The organism is Sphingobium lactosutens DS20 (assembly GCF_000445105.1).
In the GTDB taxonomy this organism is placed as follows: Bacteria; Pseudomonadota; Alphaproteobacteria; order Sphingomonadales; family Sphingomonadaceae; genus Sphingobium; species Sphingobium lactosutens.
The window spans coordinates 39,249-57,098 of the sequence record NZ_ATDP01000104.1; the positions used below are offsets into that span (position 1 = coordinate 39,249).

Genomic DNA, 17,850 nt, shown 5'->3' on the forward strand with positions numbered 1-17,850 from the left:
GCCTGATTCCACCGACGAAAGCCATGTGTCCGAACGCCTTGATACGTGGCTTCAGGCGAATGTAGCCGGATATGAAGGTCCGGCGCGCCTCGACAAATTCGGTTTTGGTCAATCGAATCCGACATTTCGTCTGTCGGCAAAATCGGGCGAATATGTCCTACGACGAAAGCCATTTGGCGCGCTGCTTCCCAAGGCGCATGCGATTGATCGGGAATATCGGATCATCCGGGCCCTGCAGGATACCGACGTGCCGGTGCCGCAAGCGCTTGCCTATTGCGCTGATGCGGATGTGATCGGAGCAGAATTTTATGTGATGGCGTTTGTGGCCGGCCGCATTTTCTATGACCATCGCCTGCCATCAATGACGAAAGAGGAACGTGCGGGCATTTTCGACGCGATGAACAGGACCGTGGCGGGCCTGCACACAATTGATCCAGCTGCCATCGGACTGGAAGGATATGGCCGTAGCGACGGCTTCCTCTCGCGGCAGATCGCCCTATGGACCCGGCAATATCGCGCCAGCGAGGTCGAAAGGTCCGATGCGATGGAGCGGTTGATCGCCTGGCTGCCCGATCATATTCCGCCCGAACAGCCGACCCGTATCTTCCACGGCGATTTTCGGCTCGACAACATGATTTTTCATCCGACAGAGCCTCGGGTGATCGCGCTACTGGACTGGGAATTGTCGACCCTGGGCGATCCCTTGGCCGACTTCGCCTATCACGCAATGTCGTGGCGCGTCGGCGCGGACGTGTTTCGCGGCTTTGCCGACCTTGACCGGGCCGCCTTGGGCATTCCCGAAGAGGCGGATTATGTCCGCACTTATTGTGAACGCACCGGACTGGACGCCGCGCCACACTGGAATTTCTATCTCGCCTTCAGCCTTTTTCGCGTGGCGGCGATCCTGCAAGGGGTCTGGAAACGCGCCCTGGATGGCCAGGGCAGCAGTGACGATGGCCTTGTGGTGGGCGCAAGAGCCAAGCCCTTGGCCGAACTGGGATGGCAGATCGCCAGCGCGTCCCGGCCTTCCTGACGTAAACAGATATGTTCACGCCTGACAGCGGAGAGTTTTTCATGACCCAGGATTACAAGAGCGGCGTCCAGATCCTGCGCGACGGCGCCGTCGCGACCATATTGATGAATCGGCCCGATGCGGGCAATGCGCTTGATCTGGATACCAGCAGGGAATTGCTGGATGCCGCCGTTGCCGTCGACTGCGATGACACGGTCAGGGCCGTGCTCCTGGCGTCGGAAGGCAAGTTGTTCTGTGCCGGAGGGGATATTTCCGGGTTCGCGTCGGCCGGGGACAGGGTCGCCCAACTGGTGTCGATGGAAACCGCCTATCTTCATGGAGCGGTGTCGCGCCTGGCGCGGATGAACAAGCCTCTGGTGGTCGCGGTTCAGGGTTTCGCGGCGGGGGCGGGTTTCAGTCTGGCGATGCTCGGCGACATTGTGATCGCGGCCCAGGGCGCGCAATTCACCCTGGCCTATACCGGCATCGGCCTGACGCCGGATGGCGGTGCGAGCTGGCTCTTGCCAAAGCTGGTAGGCCTGCGGAAGGCGCAGGAAATGATCCTCCTCAACCCCCGGCTCAGCGCACAGCAGGCGCTTGAGTCCGGCTTGATCACACGCGTGGTTCCGGACCTGGAGCTCAAGGAAGAGGCGCAGCGGGTCGTACAGCAGCTGGCATCCGGCCCCACAAGGGCATTTGGTCGCGTCCGGGACCTCCTGTTGGACAGCTATGCCGACGGTCTGGAATCACATCTTGAACAGGAGGTGCGGGGCATCATGAACAGCGCAAATGACGCTGATTCCAAAGGCGCGATCGCCGCTTTCCTGGAAAAGAGAAAACCCGTGTTCAAGGGAGCCTGATTGGCTGCGCCGCCTTTGTTTCCATAACGGAGGCGGCGTCTCCGTTTCAGCCAGCCATGGTGGGACAAGGGGGGGCTGGCCCCGTCTGCCGCGCCGGCGAGGGGTGATCGGGATTTCGGCTTGAGCAGCGCCCCGCTGCCTCAACTTCCGCTCGCACAATACAGCAATGAACCTGTCACCCCGACAGGATGTCAGGGAAAAATGGCGGAGACGGAGGGATTCGAACCCTCGGTAGCCCCTTAAGGCTACGACGGTTTAGCAAACCGCTGGTTTCAGCCACTCACCCACGTCTCCGCACGAATTTGCCCACCGGGAAAGGCGGGCAGTGGCTAGGGAAGGGCCTATAGCGAGCGGTTTGCGCCATGGCAACGGGTCCGCATGACGATTTTTGCAGCCCCCGCCGGCGGGGATTCGATCCGGCCCGGAATCGACTCGATTGGCCGTTCGTTCATTGTCGTTTCAGCTTGGCGGCTGATACTCTACAGGATGATAGTGAGAGCGGATTTTCGGGGAGCTTCGGGCATGATCGGCATTTCTGGGCGCATGGGCGCCCGCTTCGCGCGCGCGGCGGGACTGGTGGCGGCGGTCGCCGGCATGGCGCTGACGCCGCTCGCCGCCTCGGCGCAGGTGCGCACGATCGACCCCAACACCGCCATCGACGCGGACCTGGCGCCGCCGCCTGCGGCCAGCAGCACGCCGACCGATCCTGGCGTCGACCCCACGGTCAATCAGGGCACAGGCGCGACCTATAATGCGCCCGCCGGTGCGCCTCCGCCGGTCAGCAGCGCGCCGCCGCCATCGCAAGGCACCACCGCCACCGGCGCGCCGGTGACGCAGGCGTCGCCGCCCGCAGCTCCTTCGCCCAGCGAATCCTATCAGGAAGACGACCTCATCGGCGCGGCCGAGGGCGTGTTCGGCAAGGGCGCGGAAGGACTGGCCGGCATCATCGAAAAAATCCTGAAGGATCAGGGCCGGCCCAACGCCTATATCGCCGGGCGCGAAGCGTCGGGCGCGTTCGTCGTCGGCCTGCGCTACGGATCGGGCACGCTCAATCACAAGGTGGAGGGCAAGCGCGAAGTCTATTGGACCGGCCCGTCGATCGGCTTCGACGTTGGCGGCAATGCCTCCAACACCTTCGTCCTCGTCTATAATCTCTACGACACGCAGGACCTTTATCATCGCTTCCCGGCGGCGGAGGGCACCGCCTATCTGGTCGGCGGCTTCACCGCCTCCTATCTGCGCTGGGGCGATGTGGTGCTCATCCCGATCCGTCTGGGTGTCGGCTATCGGCTTGGCGTCAACGCCGGCTATATGAAGTTCAGCGAAAAGCGGAACTGGCTGCCTTTCTGACGCGCGGGTTATGGGGCGCGGATTACAGGGCGTGGGTTAGAGGGCGAGGGCGAACTGCGCGCCGTCTTCGCTCTCCTCCTCCGCCTCCAGATTATGCACGCCCAGCCCCAGCAGCCGCGCGCCCAGCGGCAGCGGCAATTGCGCCAGCAGCAATTCGCGCCCCGCCTGCGCCAGCTGCTCGGCTGATCGCACCGGCGCGGCGAAGCTGCGCGAGCGGGTGATGATGCGGAAATCGGCGAACTTGACCTTCAGCACCACGGTGCGGCCCCACGCCTGCGCCTTTTCGATCCGGGTCCACAGGCTGGCCGCGATCCGGTCCAGCTCCGTCACCAGCGCATCGCGATCGATGAGATCGTCGAAAAATGTGTCCTCCACGCTCACCGACTTGCGCGACTGGCGTTCGCGCACCGGCCGATCATCCTCGCCCCGCGCCGCGCGATAGTAGAAATCCGCCGCGCTGCCGAAATGCGCCTGCAGGAACGCCAGGTCGCGCGCGCGCAGGTCCGCGCCGGTTTCGATGCCCAGCGCCTGCATCCGCCGCGCCGTTACCGGCCCCACGCCATGGATGCGCCGCACCGGCATGGCGGCGATGAAGGCGGCGCCCTCGGCCGGGGGGACGACGCAGATGCCGTCGGGCTTGTTCTGGTCCGACGCCAGCTTGGCGATCAGCTTGTTGTAGGACACGCCGGCCGATGCGGTCAGCCCGGTTTCCGCGCGAATCATCCGCCGTATCTCCTGCGCGACCCGCGTGGCCGACGCGATGCCCGGCTTGTTCACCGTCACGTCCAGATAGGCTTCGTCGAGCGACAAGGGCTGGATGATGTCGGTGAAGCGCGCGAAAATCTCGCGAATCTGGCCCGATACGGCGCGATATACCTCGAACCGGGGTTTGACGAACAGCAGGTCGGGGCACAGCCGCCGCGCCCGCGCGCCCGGCATGGCCGATCGCACGCCAAATGCGCGCGCCTCATAACTGCATGTCGCCACCACGCCGCGCGGACCGCCGCCGCCCACCGCGATCGGCAGGCCGCGCAGCGACGGGTCGTCGCGCTGTTCGACCGACGCATAATAGGCGTCCATGTCGACATGGATGATCTTGCGCGGCGCAGGCGAGTCCATGGCCCATCTCATGCCACAGACAGGAACGAAAGGGAAACGTCAGTCCAGCAGGCGCAGATTGCCGAGCAGCGCCTGCAAATGCGCGCGGCTGATCCGGCTCCAGACATTATAGGTGCAGGTCTGGCCGCCGACATGGACATAGGCGATGGATTGCAGCCCATGGCCTTCGGGATTGTCTTCCGGATACGGCTCCGCGCCCGACAGGCCATATCCGGCAAAGGAGGGGGCGGGCAGCTGGTCCAGCTCCTGCATATAGGGCCATTGCCGCGCCAGCCGAATGCGCTGCGCCTCGGGCGGGGTCTCGTCGTCGGGCAGGACACCAGGGCCGGCAAAGCCATAGGCGCTGCGCAGATTGGGCAGGTCGAACGCCACGCCCCAGCCGCCGCTGAAATCGGCGGCGCGGGGCACGCCATCGGCCCCGGCCGCGCTCGCCAGCGCCAGCGGCGCGCAACGCGGCGTCTTCCCGCTCTTGCCATCGTCCGACCGCGCCCATTGCGCGCGCGCCACGTCCGCGCCGACCAGCTCAGGCGCAAGTGCGGGCGCAGGCGCGGGCGGCGCTTGCACGGGCTGCGACGCTGGCAATGGTGGAACCGCAGACGCCGCCGTCATCCGCGCGACCGTCGCGCCATCCTGATGGCGCGCAGGCCCGTCATGGCATCCGCCAACAGCGATCAGCATGATAAGGGCGAGCGCGCGTTGCATGGCCCATCGACGCAGGGACGGGCGGCAAAGTTCCTTAATTGTCGCCTTTCAGCGCCAGCAGAGCGGCGAAGGGACCGGCCTGCTCCTCGCTCAGCACGCCTGCTTCTTTGAGAGCGACGTCGGCCTGCGGCGATCGGGGATAGGGCGTCATCGCCAGCGCCATGGTTTCGGCCACCGCTTCGCCCATGTCGATCTGCTGCCCGTCATAGCCGATCGTGTCGACATCCTCCGCGTCCAACTCCAGTTCCTCGCCGTCGGCGGCGCTGTTGTCTTCGACGACAAAGCGCAGCGCGAAATCGCTGTCGATCTGCTCGGGAACCGGCTCGGCGGTGGCGACGCAAGGCTGGGCCAGGCTGGCGCGCACGCGGCCGCGCGCCAGGATGATGCCGTCCTCCTCGCTCAGCGCATAGTCCGCCTCCAGCCGGTCGAGCGTCACCAGGCCAAAGCGCTTCGCCAGCGCCGCCCGCTCTTCGGCGTCGGCCTCGATATGGACCTCGCCGGTCATGCGGCGAATCTGTTCGGCGCGCACCGGGCGCGAAAATTCGGGTGTCGTCATCCTATGTCTCCTGCCAGCAGCGCGTCGCGCGACAGGCAGCCCAGCCGCACCCAGCGTTCGCGCAACGCGCCCTCCACATGGGCCACCGCAGCATCGGGCACCTCCGCGCCGCGATACAGATTGCGGCGCAGCGCCTCGCCCAGATCGGCCCCGCCGGTCAACGCCGCGCGATAGGCGCTGATCCGGCCGCCCAGCGCGCTCATCATCCGGCCGACATGCTTGCCCACGACCACGTCGCCAATCCCTTCCTGCCGCAACTGCCCATCCATATCGTCGACGAACAATTCGGTCAGCCAGGCGCTGTCCTGCGCGGCGCCCTGCTGCTCCAGCCGGATGAGCACCTGCGCCAAAATCGCCACGATCATGTCGAATCGCCCGTCGATCGTGTCGGGCACCGCGCCGTCCAGATACCAGTGCGGCCGCCGTCCTTCGTCCACGATGGCGCGGTAGAGCGGCGCCAACCCCTCGCGCGGGTCGGACCGGCCCAGCAGGCGTTGGAGGAAGGAGGGGGCATTGGGCATGGCGATCGGCTTTTCGTGACGGATGGAATGGGCGCGCGCGGCGACCGGTGTGCGCTCGCCCCTTGCCGGACCCCGCGCATTTCCATATTGATCGCAGCGCCGCCCAATGCAATGGCGGCGTCACTTTTATCGGGTTCGCGGGCCATGCCCCCGCAGGAGACGTTCATGCCCCAGTTCAGCCGCCATTCCCGCCGCGGGCGCATCCTGATCGCCATCGGGCTTGGCGCGTTGCTGGTCGGCACATCGGCCTGCACCCGCATCCGCACGCATCAGGGTTATCAGGTCGACAAGCTGCTGGTCGATTCGGTTCAACCCGGCATCGACAATCGCGCCTCGGTCGAAGGAACGCTGGGTCGCCCCAGCTTCGTGTCGCAGTTCGGAGAAAAGGACTGGTATTATGTGTCGCGCGACATGCGCGCCCTTGCCTTTTCCAGCCCCAAGCCGGTCGATCAGACCATCTTGCGCGTCCGCTTCGATCCCGCCGGCAATGTCGTCGCGGTCGATCGCATGGGCCTGGAAAAGGTCGCCAACATCTCGCCCATGGGCGCCACGACGCCGACGCTTGGCCGCCATCGCAGCCTGTTCGACGAAATCTTCGGCAATATCGGCGCGGTCGGTGCGGCCGGCATGGGCGGTGGTAGCGGCGGCGGCGCGGGTGGCGGCCCCAACGGCAGCTAATCGCCTCTGAAACGCCCGGTTCCCCAGCAGAGGAGCCGGGTGTCGCATGCCCCTATCGCCGCAGCAGGAACACCGCATGTTCGGCGAACAGGTTGGCGTTCGCATGGGTGGTTTCGCGGTCGCCCTTCAAAAACCACTGGCCGTCGATATGCCAGCCGCGCTCCTTCACCAGCGCGCGAAAGTCATCCACCGTCACATGGTGGATGTTGAGCGTATCATACCAGCTATCGGGCAGCAGCCGCGTCACCGGCATCCGCCCCCCCCACATCAGCGACAGCCGCCCGCGCCAATGCGCGAAATTGGGGAAGGACACGAACGCCTGGGTGGCGATGCGCAGCAATTCCTCCACCACCAGGTCGGGGCGGCGCGTCGTCTGGAGCGTCTGGCTCAGGATCGCATAGTCGAAACTGGCGTCGGGATAATAGATGAGGTCGGTGTCCGCGTCGCCCTGCACCACCGACAGGCCGCGTCCGACGGCGGCGGCAACGTTGGACGCGTCGATCTCCAGCCCGCGCGCATCCACCTGCGCCCGGTCGCGCAATTCGGCCATCAGCGCGCCGTCGCCGCAGCCCACATCCAGCACCCGCGCCCCCGGCCGCACCGTTCGCGCGATCAGCGCCAGGTCGGGGCGCAGCGCGCTCACGCCCGGCCCCCGCGCAGGAATCCGTCCACCACCCGGTTGAGTTCGGGACATTCCAGCAGGAAGGCGTCATGCCCGAACGGGCTCGACAATTCGACGAAGCTCGCCTGCGCGCCCCCGGCGTTGAGGGCATGGACGATGGCGCGCGATTCGGCGGTGGGGTACAGCCAGTCGGTGTCGAAACTCACCAGGCAAAACCGCGCCCGCGTCGCGGCAAAGGCGCGCGCCAGCGATCCGCCATGGTCCTCGGCAATGTCATAATAGTCCATCGCCCGGGTGATGTAGAGATAGCTGTTGGCGTCGAACCGGTCGACAAAGCTCAACCCCTGGTGGCGCAGATAGGATTCGACTTGGAAATCCGCGTCGAACCCGAATGTCTTGGCGTCACGCCCCTGCAATCGCCGCCCGAATTTTTCCGTGAGGCCCGCTTCGGACAAATAGGTGATGTGCGCCGCCATGCGCGCGACCGCCAGCCCCGCGCTCGGCACCAGCCCGTCGGCATAATAATCGCCCCCGCGCCAGTTCGGGTCCGCCATGATCGCCTGCCGCCCGACTTCGTGAAAGGCGATATTCTGCGCGCTGTGCCGCGCGGTCGACGCAATGACGACGCAACTTTCGACCCGGTCGGGGAACAGCGTCGGCCAGGTCAGCGCCTGCATGCCGCCCATCGACCCACCGATCACCGCGGCCAGCCGCTTGACGCCCAGATGATCCAGCAACGCTGCCTGCGCGCGCACCATGTCGGCGATGGTCAGCACCGGAAAGCGCATCGCATGCGGCTCGCCCGTCGCCGGATCGACGCTCGCCGGGCCGGACGATCCCATGCAGCTGCCGATGACGTTGGAACAGATGATGAAATGGCGCGCCGGGTCGACGGGCTTGCCCGCGCCCACCATCCGCCACCACCAGCCCGGCTTGCCGGTCACGGGATGGTCGGATGCGACATATTGGTCGCCGGTCAGCGCGTGGCAGATCAGGATGACGTTCGACGCGTCGGCATTCATCGCGCCATAGGTTTCATAGGCGATGTCGACCGGGCCAAGGCTGGCGCCGCTCGACAGGGCGATCGGCCCTGCCAGGCGAACCTGCCGGCGCAGGCCGAAACGGCTGTCATCGGATCGGGGAAGGCTGGCCATGGTTGGCCCGCGCTAGGGCTGGCGCGATGGCCTGTCAATCTGGCATGGCGGCGCGACACTGCCTGGATGGATGACCATGACCGACACCCAACGCCCCGCCATCGTCGCCTATGGCCCGCTTTACCCCTATCTGACGCAGCAGCTTGAAAGCCGCTTCACCGTCCATGCCGTGGCCGCCGACGCCGATCTTGACGCTCTGCCGGCCGGGGTGCGGGACGCGCGCGCTTTGGTCAGCTTCGGCTCCGTCGGCGCGCCGGCCGCGATCATGGACGCGCTGCCCGCGCTGGAAATCGTTGCGCTCTTTTCGGTCGGCTATGACAAGGTGGATGTCGATCATGCGCGCGCCAGGGGCATTCGCGTCACCAACACGCCCGATGTGCTGACCGACGATGTCGCCGACCTTGCCGTGGGGCTCCTCTATGCCGCCGTGCGCAACATCCCCGCCAATGACCGGCTGGTGCGGTCCGGCGGCTGGGCCCGTGGCAAAAAGCCGCCCTTGTCCGCGCGCGTCACCGGATCACGCATCGGCATATTGGGCCTGGGCCGTATCGGCCGCGCCATCGCCTGGCGGCTGGAGCGGCAGGCCGGCGAGATTCTCTATCATAATCGCAGCCAGGCGCAGGACGCGCCCTATCGCTATGTCGCCGACGCGATCGACCTCGCCCGGCAAAGCGACATGCTGATCGTCGCGACCTCCGGCGGGCCGGAAGCCGCCGGCCTGGTCGACGCCGCCATGCTGGACGCGCTCGGGCCGCAGGGCGTCATCGTCAATATCAGCCGGGGCAGCGTGATTGATGAAGATGCGCTGGTCGCCGCGCTGGCGGACGGGCGCATCGCTGGCGCGGGGCTGGACGTGTTCGCGCACGAACCTCATGTGCCGCCCGCCCTGCTGGCGATGGACCATGTCGTGCTGCAACCCCATCAGGGAAGCGCGACCGTGCACACGCGCGCGGCGATGGCGGATCTGGTGATCGCCAATCTCGATGCCTGGTTTGCGGGCGAAGCCCTGCCGACGCCGGTGGTCTAGGGCCGCCGGCAAGTCGGCAAGTCGGCAAGGGCATGGGCAGGGCCGGAAATCTCTTTCCTATTGCGCCTCCTTCTGGTTCATCCTTGTCGATGGACCAGATGCCTGACCACTCGCGCGCGACCGCGCGCCGCCGCCGCGCCTATTGGACGCCCGCGCGCCAATGCCAGTTCCTTGCTGCCCTGATGGAAAGCGGCAGCGTCGCGCGCGCGGCGCGCGCGGTCGGCATGTCGCGCTCCAGCGCGCATCGCCTGCGCCACCGGCTCGCCGGCACTGCCTTCGATCGGCAATGGGAAGAGGCGCTGGCAATGCATGCCGGATTGACGGCGGACCCGATGGTCTGGACCGCCGCCCGCGCCTCCATGGATACCGCCGGGCGCTGATGGCGATCGCCCGCGCCAACCGGCAAATCCGGCCGGTTTCACCGGTCGACCACCTGTCGCTTCGTGGTCGCTTCGCGGTCGCCTTATGGTCGTCTCACGGTCGCTTCAGGCCGAAAAAACGCATATCGATTGAACTTCGACAGGCAGGGCCGGCGCGCCGGATCACTCTTCCAGCAGCACCGCGCTGCGGCGCTTCTGCCAGTTCATCGGCACGCCGATCCGCTGGCTCCAGCTGCCGTCCCACCGGGTTTCCAGGCCATGCGCCTCCAGCTGCGCGACAATGCGATAACCGACCGCGATCGCCGCTGCCTCACCCTGTTCGCACGCGCCATAGCTCATATAGAGGCCATGGCCTTCGACTGCCGCCTCGGTGTCCTGCATATGGAAAAAGACATAGCCCTGGACCGCGATATCCTCGGCCTGCGCCGCCTCTATCTCTTCCCAGATTTCGCTCGCGCCGCAATTGGCGCAGCAGGTGAAGTTCTGCCGCGCGATGATGCCCTCGGCCTCCAGTGCGGCGAAGGCCAGCTCCAGCCGGTCGCAATCGGTCATCTGCGTCCATCCCTGCTCGGCGGCGCGATGCTCGGCCAGCGCCTCGCGCAGCGCCGCCGACGCTTCGCGGCGCAGCGTCGGCCGCGGCAATTCTTCCTCGAACAGATCGTGCGCGTTGGTCAGGATCGCGTCATCGTCGAAATAGCCGCCCAGCACGTCGCGCCGCATCTGGTCGCGCAGCGCCGTCACGGGATCATAGGGCGTCTCCGCCGTGGGGGCGGGCCGTTGCGGCTCCGCTTTCGCTGCTCTGGTCCCGAAAATCCGTTTCCACAAAGCCTCGAACATGCGCCGTCCTGCCTCCTGCGTCGCGTTGCATGGGGTCAACATGCCCATACGCGCGGCAAAGTTAAAGGGGGGATATTGCGTTTTGCGGCTGCGCGGCCCTGGCGGCGGGCGGCGCGGGCACTGGATTGCCGCGCCAGATTGCCTAAATAGCATGGGATGCCTCCCGAAAATCCCGTTACAGCGCCGCTCCCGCCCGTCTGGGCGACATTCCGCCGGTTCCTGCCCTATCTCTGGCCGGCCGACGCGCCCGCGCTGCGCCGCCGCGTCGTCATAGCCATGCTGCTCGTGGCCCTGGCCAAGGCGGTGACGCTCATCATGCCCTTTGCCTATAAAGGCGCGATCGACCGGATGGCGCCGGGGCTGGAGCCGGCGGTCGGCCTCGCCCTCGCCCTGGTGGTCGCCTATGCCGGCGCACGCTTTGCCGGCGTGCTGTTCGACAATCTGCGCAACGCCGTGTTCGAAGGGGTAGGGCAGGAAGCGGGCCGGCGTCTGTCCGACGACGTCTTCGTCCATCTGCACCGTCTGTCGCTGCGCTTCCATCTCGACCGGCGCACCGGCGCGGTCACGAAGATCGTCGAGCGCGGGACCAAGAGCATCGACACGATGCTCTATTTCCTGCTGTTCAACATCGCGCCGACCGTGATCGAACTGCTGGCGGTCTGCGTCATCTTCCTCGTGAAATTCGGGCCCGGCCTGGTCGCCGCCACGCTGGCGATGGTCGCGGCCTATATCTGGTTCACCCGCACCATTACCGAATGGCGCAACCAGCTGCGCCGCGACATGGTGGACATGGACACCAGCGCCGTCGCCCATGCGGTCGACAGCCTGCTCAATTTCGAAACCGTCAAATATTTCGGCGCGGAACAGCGCGAAGCCGACCGCTATGGCACCGCGATGCGCAACTATGCGCGCGCCGCGATCAAGAGTGAAAACAGCCTGGCCTGGCTCAATATCGGCCAGTCGCTCATCACCAACCTCATGATGGCCGGGGCCATGGCCTATACCGTCTGGGGCTGGAGCGTGGGGCGCTTCACCACCGGCGACGTGGTGCTGGTCAACACCCTGCTGGCCCAGCTTTTCCGTCCGCTCGACCTGCTCGGCATGGTCTATCGCACCATCCGCCAGGGCCTTATCGACATGGAGGCGATGTATGCGCTGATCGACACGCCGACCGAAGTCGCCGACCGCGCCGGTGCCCCCACGCTGGCCGTGACCGGCGGAACGGTTCAGTTCGATCAGGTGCATTTCGGCTATGATCCCCAGCGCGAGATATTGCACGGTATCAGCTTCACCGTGCCCGCCGGTCGCACTTTGGCGATCGTCGGCCCGTCAGGCGCGGGCAAGTCGACCATCGCGCGCATCCTCTTCCGCTTCTACGACATTCAGTCGGGATCGGTGACGATCGACGGGCAGGACATAGCGGCCGTGACCCAGCAATCGTTGCGCGCCGCCATCGGCATCGTGCCGCAGGACATGGTCCTCTTCAACGACACGATCGGCTATAATATCGCCTATGGCCGCGAAGGCGCGAGCCAGGCGGAGATCGAGGCGACGGCCCGCGCGGCGCAGATTCACGACTTCATCCTCGGCATGCCCCAGGGCTATGACACGCGGGTGGGCGAACGCGGCCTTAAATTGTCGGGCGGGGAAAAACAGCGGGTCGCGATCGCCCGCACCCTGCTCAAGGACCCGCCGGTGCTGGTGCTCGACGAAGCGACCAGCGCGCTCGACAGCCGCACCGAAACCGAAATCCAGACCGTGCTGCGCGACATCAGCCGCAAGCGCACCACTCTGGTCGTCGCGCATCGCCTCTCGACCGTGGTCGATGCCGATGAAATCATCGTGCTGGATCAGGGGCGCATCGTCGAACGTGGCGCCCATGCCGACCTCGTGCGCGCCGACGGGCTCTACGCGACCATGTGGGCGCGCCAGGCGACCGAGCGCGACGCGCCTGTCGCTGAAGGGGAAAACGGTGCCGACCGCGAGCCGGCCGCGCCATTGCTTTAAGGAATGCCGGCGCTCTGGTTCATGCGGCGCTCGGCAAACCATTGTTCCAGCATCTTGGCGGTGCAGCCGGTAAAGCCGTTGCTGCCATTGACCGAACAGCTGTTGGGCAGAGTGGACCGTTGAACCTGCTCCATCGTCGCGACCTGGCTGCCCCAGCCCGGTCCGCCGGACGGGGCGGGCTTTTCGCGCAGTTTCTTGGGAATGCGATAGCGCTCCGCCTCCGGTCGCCTTGCGCACACGACGATCTCGTCGCCCTGGCTCTGCGGGCACGGATCGTCACCATAGACCAGCAGGTTGATGATCCGCTCTGGCGGCGGCTCCGCCTGCGCCAGGGCGGGGACGGGTAGCAAAGGCATCAGCATCAGGCCGATCAGGGGAATGGCGCCGTGGCGCATGGCAGTGATCCTTCTTCCATCCCCTGTGAACGTCCACCCCGGACTTGGCGCAGTGCATGGCTGGCCAGGATCAGGACGACGCCCCGCCGCCCGATCCGTCACGGCCCTGCATCATCGCTGCGGCGGCGACGTCGTATCCTGTGCCGCGGGCTGCTGCTGCGCCTTGGCCTCAGCCGCTTCCTCGGCCTTTACCCGCGCCTCGATGGCCTCGCTGTCGGCGTCGATCGTGGACAGCCGCTTTTCGCGTTCGGCCGCGACCAGATCCTTCCAGCTGGCATTGTCGGCCTGCTGCCGCTCCGCCTTGGCCAGCCGCGCCAGCTGCGCGAAACAACCGGTCGCCCCGCCCGCGCCCGAAGGCGAACAGCTTTCGGTGCCGGACCGGCCGACATATTCCATGGATCGTACACGCTCGCCCCAGGCCTGATTGCTGGGCTTGTTGGGATCACCTCTCAGCGGTTCGGGAATGCGATAGCGTTCCTCCTCGCCCTTGCGCGCGCACACGACGATATCGTCGCCCTGGCTCTGCGGACAGGAATCATCGCCGTAGACGATGACGATATTCACCTTTTCCGATCCCGCGCTTCCCGTTTCGGCGGCCGGTTGCTGCGCCAGCGCGGGCGTCATGGCGCCAGTCAGCGCAATGGCGGCGATCATAAGCTTGTTCTTCATCGGTCGATCCTCTTGCAGACGCGCCACGGCGTCAGATACGCTTGGACAAGGCGATGGCGGCGCGACAGCCCAAGCGAATGGCGCCCGACAAAATGGGGTAGGCCGGCGCCTGCTCCGCGCCGTGGGCGATCGCGGCGTCGCGATGCTCCACCTCCTCCGCCTGAAAATCCGCGATGGCGGTGGAGAGTTCCGGATCGTCACCGCCGATCCTCTCCAGCTGTTCGGCATAATGGCGATCAATCTCGGTTTCGACGGCTGCCGTGCAGGCCATCGCCGCCTTTGGACCCAATGCGGCGGTCACCGCGCCCAGCGCATATCCAGCGACATTCCAGAGCGGGCTCAGCGCCGTCGGCCGCACCCCGCGCCGCACAATCATCGCGTCGAACAGCTGGCGATGCCGCTCTTCCTGGCTGGCCATGCCCGCGATCACCCGGCCATAGGGATGACGATCGCCCATCACCGCCAGCTGGCCGGCGTAGATACGGGTCGCGCCGAATTCGCCCGCCTGATCCACCCGCAGCATTGCTGCGCGATCCGGGTCGGTCAGCCGCTTTGTGGGGCGCGGATAATCGGGACTTGCGCTCATGACTTCCTCGCTTTCAGCAGCAGCGCCAAGATGGCAAGCGCCGCCGCGCTCGACAAGAGGCCGTTATAGCCCGCCATGGATATGCCCATCAGGCTCCATGGCGCCACGTCGCAGCGTGTGATGGGGCTGGCCATGATCTGGCTGAGCAAATCGGCCGCATTGCCTGCCGCTGGCGTCGTTGAACAGGTGGTCAGCCCCTCCCACCAGCCATATTCGACCCCGGCGTGAAATAGTCCGATAAGGCCGCTGACGCCGACTGCCAGCCCGGCAAGCCCCACGAACAGCGCGCTGACGCACGGGCGGGCGCGCGCGACAAAGGCGACCAGAGCCAGTGGCACGGCAGCGAAATGGGCATAACGTTGCCACCAGCACATCTCGCAGGGGTGCAGCCCACCCAGATATTGGAAGCCATAAGCTCCCGCGAGCAGGAGAAGCGGGACAATGAGCGCAAGCGCGCGGGCGAGGGACAGGCTCTTCATGCCTTGGGCTTAAAGCCTTCATGCCCTTTCGTCATGCTGAACTTGCCCTGCCGCGTCCGCGCTTATTTTGCGCCCGGCTTGCGGGCCGCGGCCTGGGCCACGACCGCGCTAGGCGCTTTTGCGAGCCGCGCGATCGTCTTGAGCGCATAGTCCATCTGGAAATCCTCGATGCCCTGCTTTTTCAGCTCTTCGGCCGATAGGGCAAAGCGCGGATCATCCTTCACATCCTCCTCCAGCGCCGCATCGTCGGTCTTGATCTCATTGATCAGGTGACGGCGCAGGTCGCTTTCGCGGAATTTGGGCCGGTTCTTGTAATCGGGATCCGACAATTGCGGCACGCGAATATCCGGCTGGATGCCGCCTTCCTGCACGCTGCGGCCCGATGGCGTATAATAACGCGCGGTCGTCAGCTTGAGCGCCGTGGTGTTGCTCAGCGGCAGCATGGTCTGCACGCTGCCCTTGCCAAAGCTGCGCTCGCCCATCACCAGCGCGCGATGCTGGTCCTGCAAGGCGCCCGCGACGATTTCCGAGGCTGATGCCGAACCCGCGTCGACCAGCACGATCACCGGCAGTCCCTTCGCATCATCGCCCGGCTTGGCGTAATAGCGTTCGACATCGCCCTTCTGCCGACCGCGCTGCGACACGATCTCGCCGCGCTCCAGGAAGGTGTCGCTGACCGTCACCGCTTCGTCCAGCAGACCGCCGGGATTGGAGCGCAGATCCAGCACATAGCCGGTGGGCTTGTGACCCAGGCTCTTGTCGATGCTGCGGATCGCCTGGCGCACGTCCGCACCGGTGTTGGCGGAGAAGCTGACGATGGTGATGACGCCAATATCCCTCTTCACCTCCCATTTGACGGGCTTCAACTGAATGATCTCGCGCGTCAGGGTCAGGTCGATCGGCTTGTCGCGGCCCGGACGCACCAGCGTCAGCTTCAGGCTGGTGCCCGGCGCGCCGCGCATTTTGTCGACCGCCTCGTCCAGCGTGCCGCCGTAGATAAGCTGCCCATCGATATGGGTGATATAGTCGCCCGCCTTGATCCCCGCGCGCCAGGCCGGCGTATCCTGCGTCGGCGCGATCACCTTGACCGCACCATCCTCCTGCGTGACCGACAGGCCTAGGCCCCCATAGCTGCCTTCGGTCTGGGTGCGCAGATTCTGGAAGTCGCGTGCGTCGAGGAAGCTGGAATGCGGGTCGAGGCTGGCGAGCATGCCGTCGATCGCGCCCTTGATCAGCTTTTCGTCATCGACCTTCTCGACATAGTCGGTGCGCACTTTCTGGAACACGTCCATGAATTCGTCGAGCGCCTTGTAGCTCGACGCCTCCCCGTCCGCGAGCGCGGCGGTGGTGGCGGGAATGAGCGCAAGCGCCCCGAGCGCGATCGCGCCCTGGAGGAAGGATGTCTTCATGGCTGTCCTAGGAGTCCGCATCAAGGTCCCATCATAAGCCGAATGACCGGCCAACGCAAAAACATGCTTCGACCAATATCATCCAGCAGCGATGAGCGTGGGGTGAATGGCGGCGCCGCCACCCCATGCCATCCAACCGCTCAGTCGAACAGCGGCGTGACCAGCGGCTGGAACTCGGCGGGCGCTGCCCTGAGCCGCGCCACCGCCTGTTCGCGCTCCTGCTCCGACATGGCCGCGAGTTTCTTGCGGCCGGATTCGAACACTGACTTTCCGGTTGCCGGCGCGCCATGAACGAAACGCTGCGTGATCTGGAGCAGCACGTGCGTCGGGTTGATGCGCTGAACCAGATCGGGGTCGAGACCAGCGGGCTGATAGGCGTAGGCGACTTCCTGAAATCCATAAGACAGGGCTTCGGTCAGGTTTGTGCCGAAACTGTCTCCGAAGATTAGCAGCTTGCCCGCGATCGGCGCGGCGGAGTTGCGGTAAATACGGATATTGCCGTGATTATGGATGCCGTTCTCAAATACCAGCCTGTCCGAGAAGTTGTCGCGGAACGCCAGTTCAAAGTTCGATGTGGGCGGAATCAGCTTACTTCCCAGGTCGCCAATCTTCTGCTTGATGGCGAACTCTCCGGGCAAGGCGTCCGCTGGGAGGTCCCACCGCTTCAACAATGTCTGCCCGGCCACCGTAGCGCCGTAATCGGTCCAGTGGGTGTCCGTTGCTCCATAACATAGCTGACGCCGGTTCCACAGTTCCCAACGCGGCATCAGGACGGGCTGGTCGCCGAACCGCTTCATGAAATCGTCGAAAGCCGTGTTGAGCGCTCGCCGGAATGGATAATAGTCGCGCAGAACCTCTTCCTTGGCAGGGGCGACCATCATCATGATCTTGTCGATGCCGAATTCATCCTGCCATTCCGGCATCTTGCTGAACATGTAAGTCCATCCCGTGACGCTGGCATCGCTAAGCGAGCCAGAGCGCGTGAACTGCCCTACGCTGTCATTTGTGTCGCCGACCAGGAACAACTGACCCATCCGTCCCAACAGAGCCTGGCCCGTGCCGGTCGGTGGAACGGACGCTGGCACTCCCCGTTGCACCATGCCGACCAGCGCCATGTCCTCACGCTCTTGATCCACCACTTCCCAGCGGCAGACAACGTCGCGCCCCTGTTCCTGGCGCACGGGTATCTCGACGTGGAACACGCCTTTGCGCGCCGGCACGTCGACAATGAATCCTGGATTGGCAAGGCAGGTCGCCACTATGTCTCCGCCATGGCGGATGGAGACGGTCACGCCGTCTCCCGGATTGGCGACATGGCCCGAAAAGACCAACCTGTCATCGCCGATGGGCAGAGGCTGCGCGATCCACACCTTGCCGAGATTATCGGGTCCCTGCGCCCCATATTGACTGACCGCCCAAGTCGCCCCTGTCATGGCACTCATACATTCGCCTCTTTATATTTTTGAAAACACACCGAAAGACGGCAT

20 protein-coding genes and 1 tRNA gene are annotated in these 17,850 nt (G+C 65.5%); 7 read left to right on the forward strand and 14 right to left on the reverse strand.

All coding sequences use genetic code 11. The features are described 5' to 3' along the window. Positions 1–25: 25 nt before the first annotated feature. Complete coding sequence (locus tag RLDS_RS48480; protein WP_236616905.1) at positions 26–1,033, forward strand: phosphotransferase; 1,008 nt, start codon at positions 26–28, stop codon at positions 1,031–1,033. A 41-nt stretch (positions 1,034–1,074) separates the two neighbouring features. Further along, a complete protein-coding gene (locus RLDS_RS48485; protein ID WP_031298796.1) occupies positions 1,075–1,872 on the forward strand; it encodes an enoyl-CoA hydratase/isomerase family protein in 798 nt (265 codons plus the stop codon). A gap of 202 nt (positions 1,873–2,074) precedes the next feature. On the opposite strand, the gene RLDS_RS48490 is transcribed toward RLDS_RS48485, so the two are convergent. Then, a tRNA-Ser gene (locus RLDS_RS48490) sits at positions 2,075–2,166 on the reverse strand. A 228-nt stretch (positions 2,167–2,394) separates the two neighbouring features. On the opposite strand from RLDS_RS48490, the gene RLDS_RS48495 reads away from it, so the two are divergent. Continuing rightward, a complete protein-coding gene (locus RLDS_RS48495) occupies positions 2,395–3,222 on the forward strand; it encodes a DUF1134 domain-containing protein (protein WP_021227647.1) in 828 nt (275 codons plus the stop codon). A gap of 36 nt (positions 3,223–3,258) precedes the next feature. On the opposite strand, the gene dinB is transcribed toward RLDS_RS48495, so the two are convergent. Genes dinB through RLDS_RS48515 form a run of 4 tightly spaced genes read right to left on the reverse strand, consistent with a single transcriptional unit; the run spans position 3,259 to position 6,120 of the window. Continuing rightward, a complete protein-coding gene (gene dinB / locus RLDS_RS48500) occupies positions 3,259–4,341 on the reverse strand; it encodes a DNA polymerase IV (protein WP_021227648.1) in 1,083 nt (360 codons plus the stop codon). A 39-nt stretch (positions 4,342–4,380) separates the two neighbouring features. Continuing rightward, positions 4,381–5,043, reverse strand: a complete 663-nt coding sequence (locus tag RLDS_RS48505) for a hypothetical protein (RefSeq protein WP_021227649.1) — start codon at positions 5,041–5,043, stop codon at positions 4,381–4,383. A gap of 34 nt (positions 5,044–5,077) precedes the next feature. Next, entirely contained in the window at positions 5,078–5,599 is a 522-nt protein-coding gene (locus RLDS_RS48510; RefSeq protein ID WP_021227650.1) for a YceD family protein, read from the reverse strand. Continuing rightward, positions 5,596–6,120 carry a ubiquinol-cytochrome C chaperone family protein gene (locus RLDS_RS48515; RefSeq protein WP_021227651.1) on the reverse strand — a complete coding sequence of 175 codons (525 nt, stop codon included), beginning with the start codon at positions 6,118–6,120 and terminating at the stop codon, positions 5,596–5,598. The genes RLDS_RS48510 and RLDS_RS48515 overlap by 4 nt, the downstream gene beginning before the upstream one ends. 165 nt (positions 6,121–6,285) lie before the next feature. Between RLDS_RS48515 and RLDS_RS48520 the strand changes: the two genes are divergently transcribed. Next, positions 6,286–6,798: an outer membrane protein assembly factor BamE gene (locus RLDS_RS48520; RefSeq protein ID WP_021227652.1), complete on the forward strand. Its 513-nt coding sequence runs from the start codon at positions 6,286–6,288 to the stop codon at positions 6,796–6,798. A gap of 52 nt (positions 6,799–6,850) precedes the next feature. Here RLDS_RS48520 and metW read toward each other — a convergent pair whose 3' ends face one another. Further along, positions 6,851–7,492: a methionine biosynthesis protein MetW gene (gene metW, locus RLDS_RS48525; protein ID WP_052034189.1), complete on the reverse strand. Its 642-nt coding sequence runs from the start codon at positions 7,490–7,492 to the stop codon at positions 6,851–6,853. Then, positions 7,438–8,574, reverse strand: a complete 1,137-nt coding sequence (gene metX, locus RLDS_RS48530) for a homoserine O-acetyltransferase MetX (protein ID WP_021227654.1) — start codon at positions 8,572–8,574, stop codon at positions 7,438–7,440. Before metX ends, metW begins: the two co-directional genes overlap by 55 nt. 70 nt (positions 8,575–8,644) lie before the next feature. On the opposite strand from metX, the gene RLDS_RS48535 reads away from it, so the two are divergent. Together RLDS_RS48535 and RLDS_RS48540 are read left to right on the forward strand one after the other, a co-directional pair. Further along, complete coding sequence (locus tag RLDS_RS48535) at positions 8,645–9,601, forward strand: 2-hydroxyacid dehydrogenase (protein WP_031298798.1); 957 nt, start codon at positions 8,645–8,647, stop codon at positions 9,599–9,601. An 89-nt stretch (positions 9,602–9,690) separates the two neighbouring features. Continuing rightward, complete coding sequence (locus RLDS_RS48540) at positions 9,691–9,981, forward strand: helix-turn-helix domain-containing protein (RefSeq protein ID WP_021227656.1); 291 nt, start codon at positions 9,691–9,693, stop codon at positions 9,979–9,981. 162 nt (positions 9,982–10,143) lie between these two features. Here RLDS_RS48540 and RLDS_RS48545 read toward each other — a convergent pair whose 3' ends face one another. After that, entirely contained in the window at positions 10,144–10,818 is a 675-nt protein-coding gene (locus RLDS_RS48545; protein ID WP_021227657.1) for a DUF6891 domain-containing protein, read from the reverse strand. Positions 10,819–10,974: 156 nt separating this feature from the next. Between RLDS_RS48545 and RLDS_RS48550 the strand changes: the two genes are divergently transcribed. After that, a complete protein-coding gene (locus RLDS_RS48550; RefSeq protein WP_021227658.1) occupies positions 10,975–12,825 on the forward strand; it encodes an ABCB family ABC transporter ATP-binding protein/permease in 1,851 nt (616 codons plus the stop codon). Here RLDS_RS48550 and RLDS_RS48555 read toward each other — a convergent pair. The 6 genes from RLDS_RS48555 to RLDS_RS48580 form a co-directional block, all read right to left on the reverse strand. After that, positions 12,822–13,220 (reverse strand): hypothetical protein, encoded by a 399-nt coding sequence (locus tag RLDS_RS48555; RefSeq protein WP_021227659.1) that lies wholly within the window; start codon positions 13,218–13,220, stop codon positions 12,822–12,824. The two genes, RLDS_RS48550 and RLDS_RS48555, sit on opposite strands and share 4 nt — an antisense overlap. 111 nt (positions 13,221–13,331) lie before the next feature. Continuing rightward, complete coding sequence (locus tag RLDS_RS48560) at positions 13,332–13,889, reverse strand: hypothetical protein (protein WP_021227660.1); 558 nt, start codon at positions 13,887–13,889, stop codon at positions 13,332–13,334. A gap of 31 nt (positions 13,890–13,920) precedes the next feature. Further along, complete coding sequence (locus RLDS_RS48565; protein WP_021227661.1) at positions 13,921–14,475, reverse strand: demethoxyubiquinone hydroxylase family protein; 555 nt, start codon at positions 14,473–14,475, stop codon at positions 13,921–13,923. Beyond that, the gene (locus tag RLDS_RS48570) at positions 14,472–14,954 is read right to left on the reverse strand and encodes a disulfide bond formation protein B (protein ID WP_021227662.1); all 483 of its coding nucleotides are present in this window, start codon (positions 14,952–14,954) and stop codon (positions 14,472–14,474) included. The genes RLDS_RS48565 and RLDS_RS48570 overlap by 4 nt, the downstream gene beginning before the upstream one ends. 62 nt (positions 14,955–15,016) lie before the next feature. Next, positions 15,017–16,363, reverse strand: coding sequence for a S41 family peptidase (locus RLDS_RS48575; protein ID WP_021227663.1), 1,347 nt, complete (start codon positions 16,361–16,363; stop codon positions 15,017–15,019). Positions 16,364–16,503: 140 nt separating this feature from the next. Continuing rightward, positions 16,504–17,805, reverse strand: coding sequence for a hypothetical protein (locus tag RLDS_RS48580; protein ID WP_021227664.1), 1,302 nt, complete (start codon positions 17,803–17,805; stop codon positions 16,504–16,506). Between the last annotated feature and the right edge of the window lie 45 nt (positions 17,806–17,850).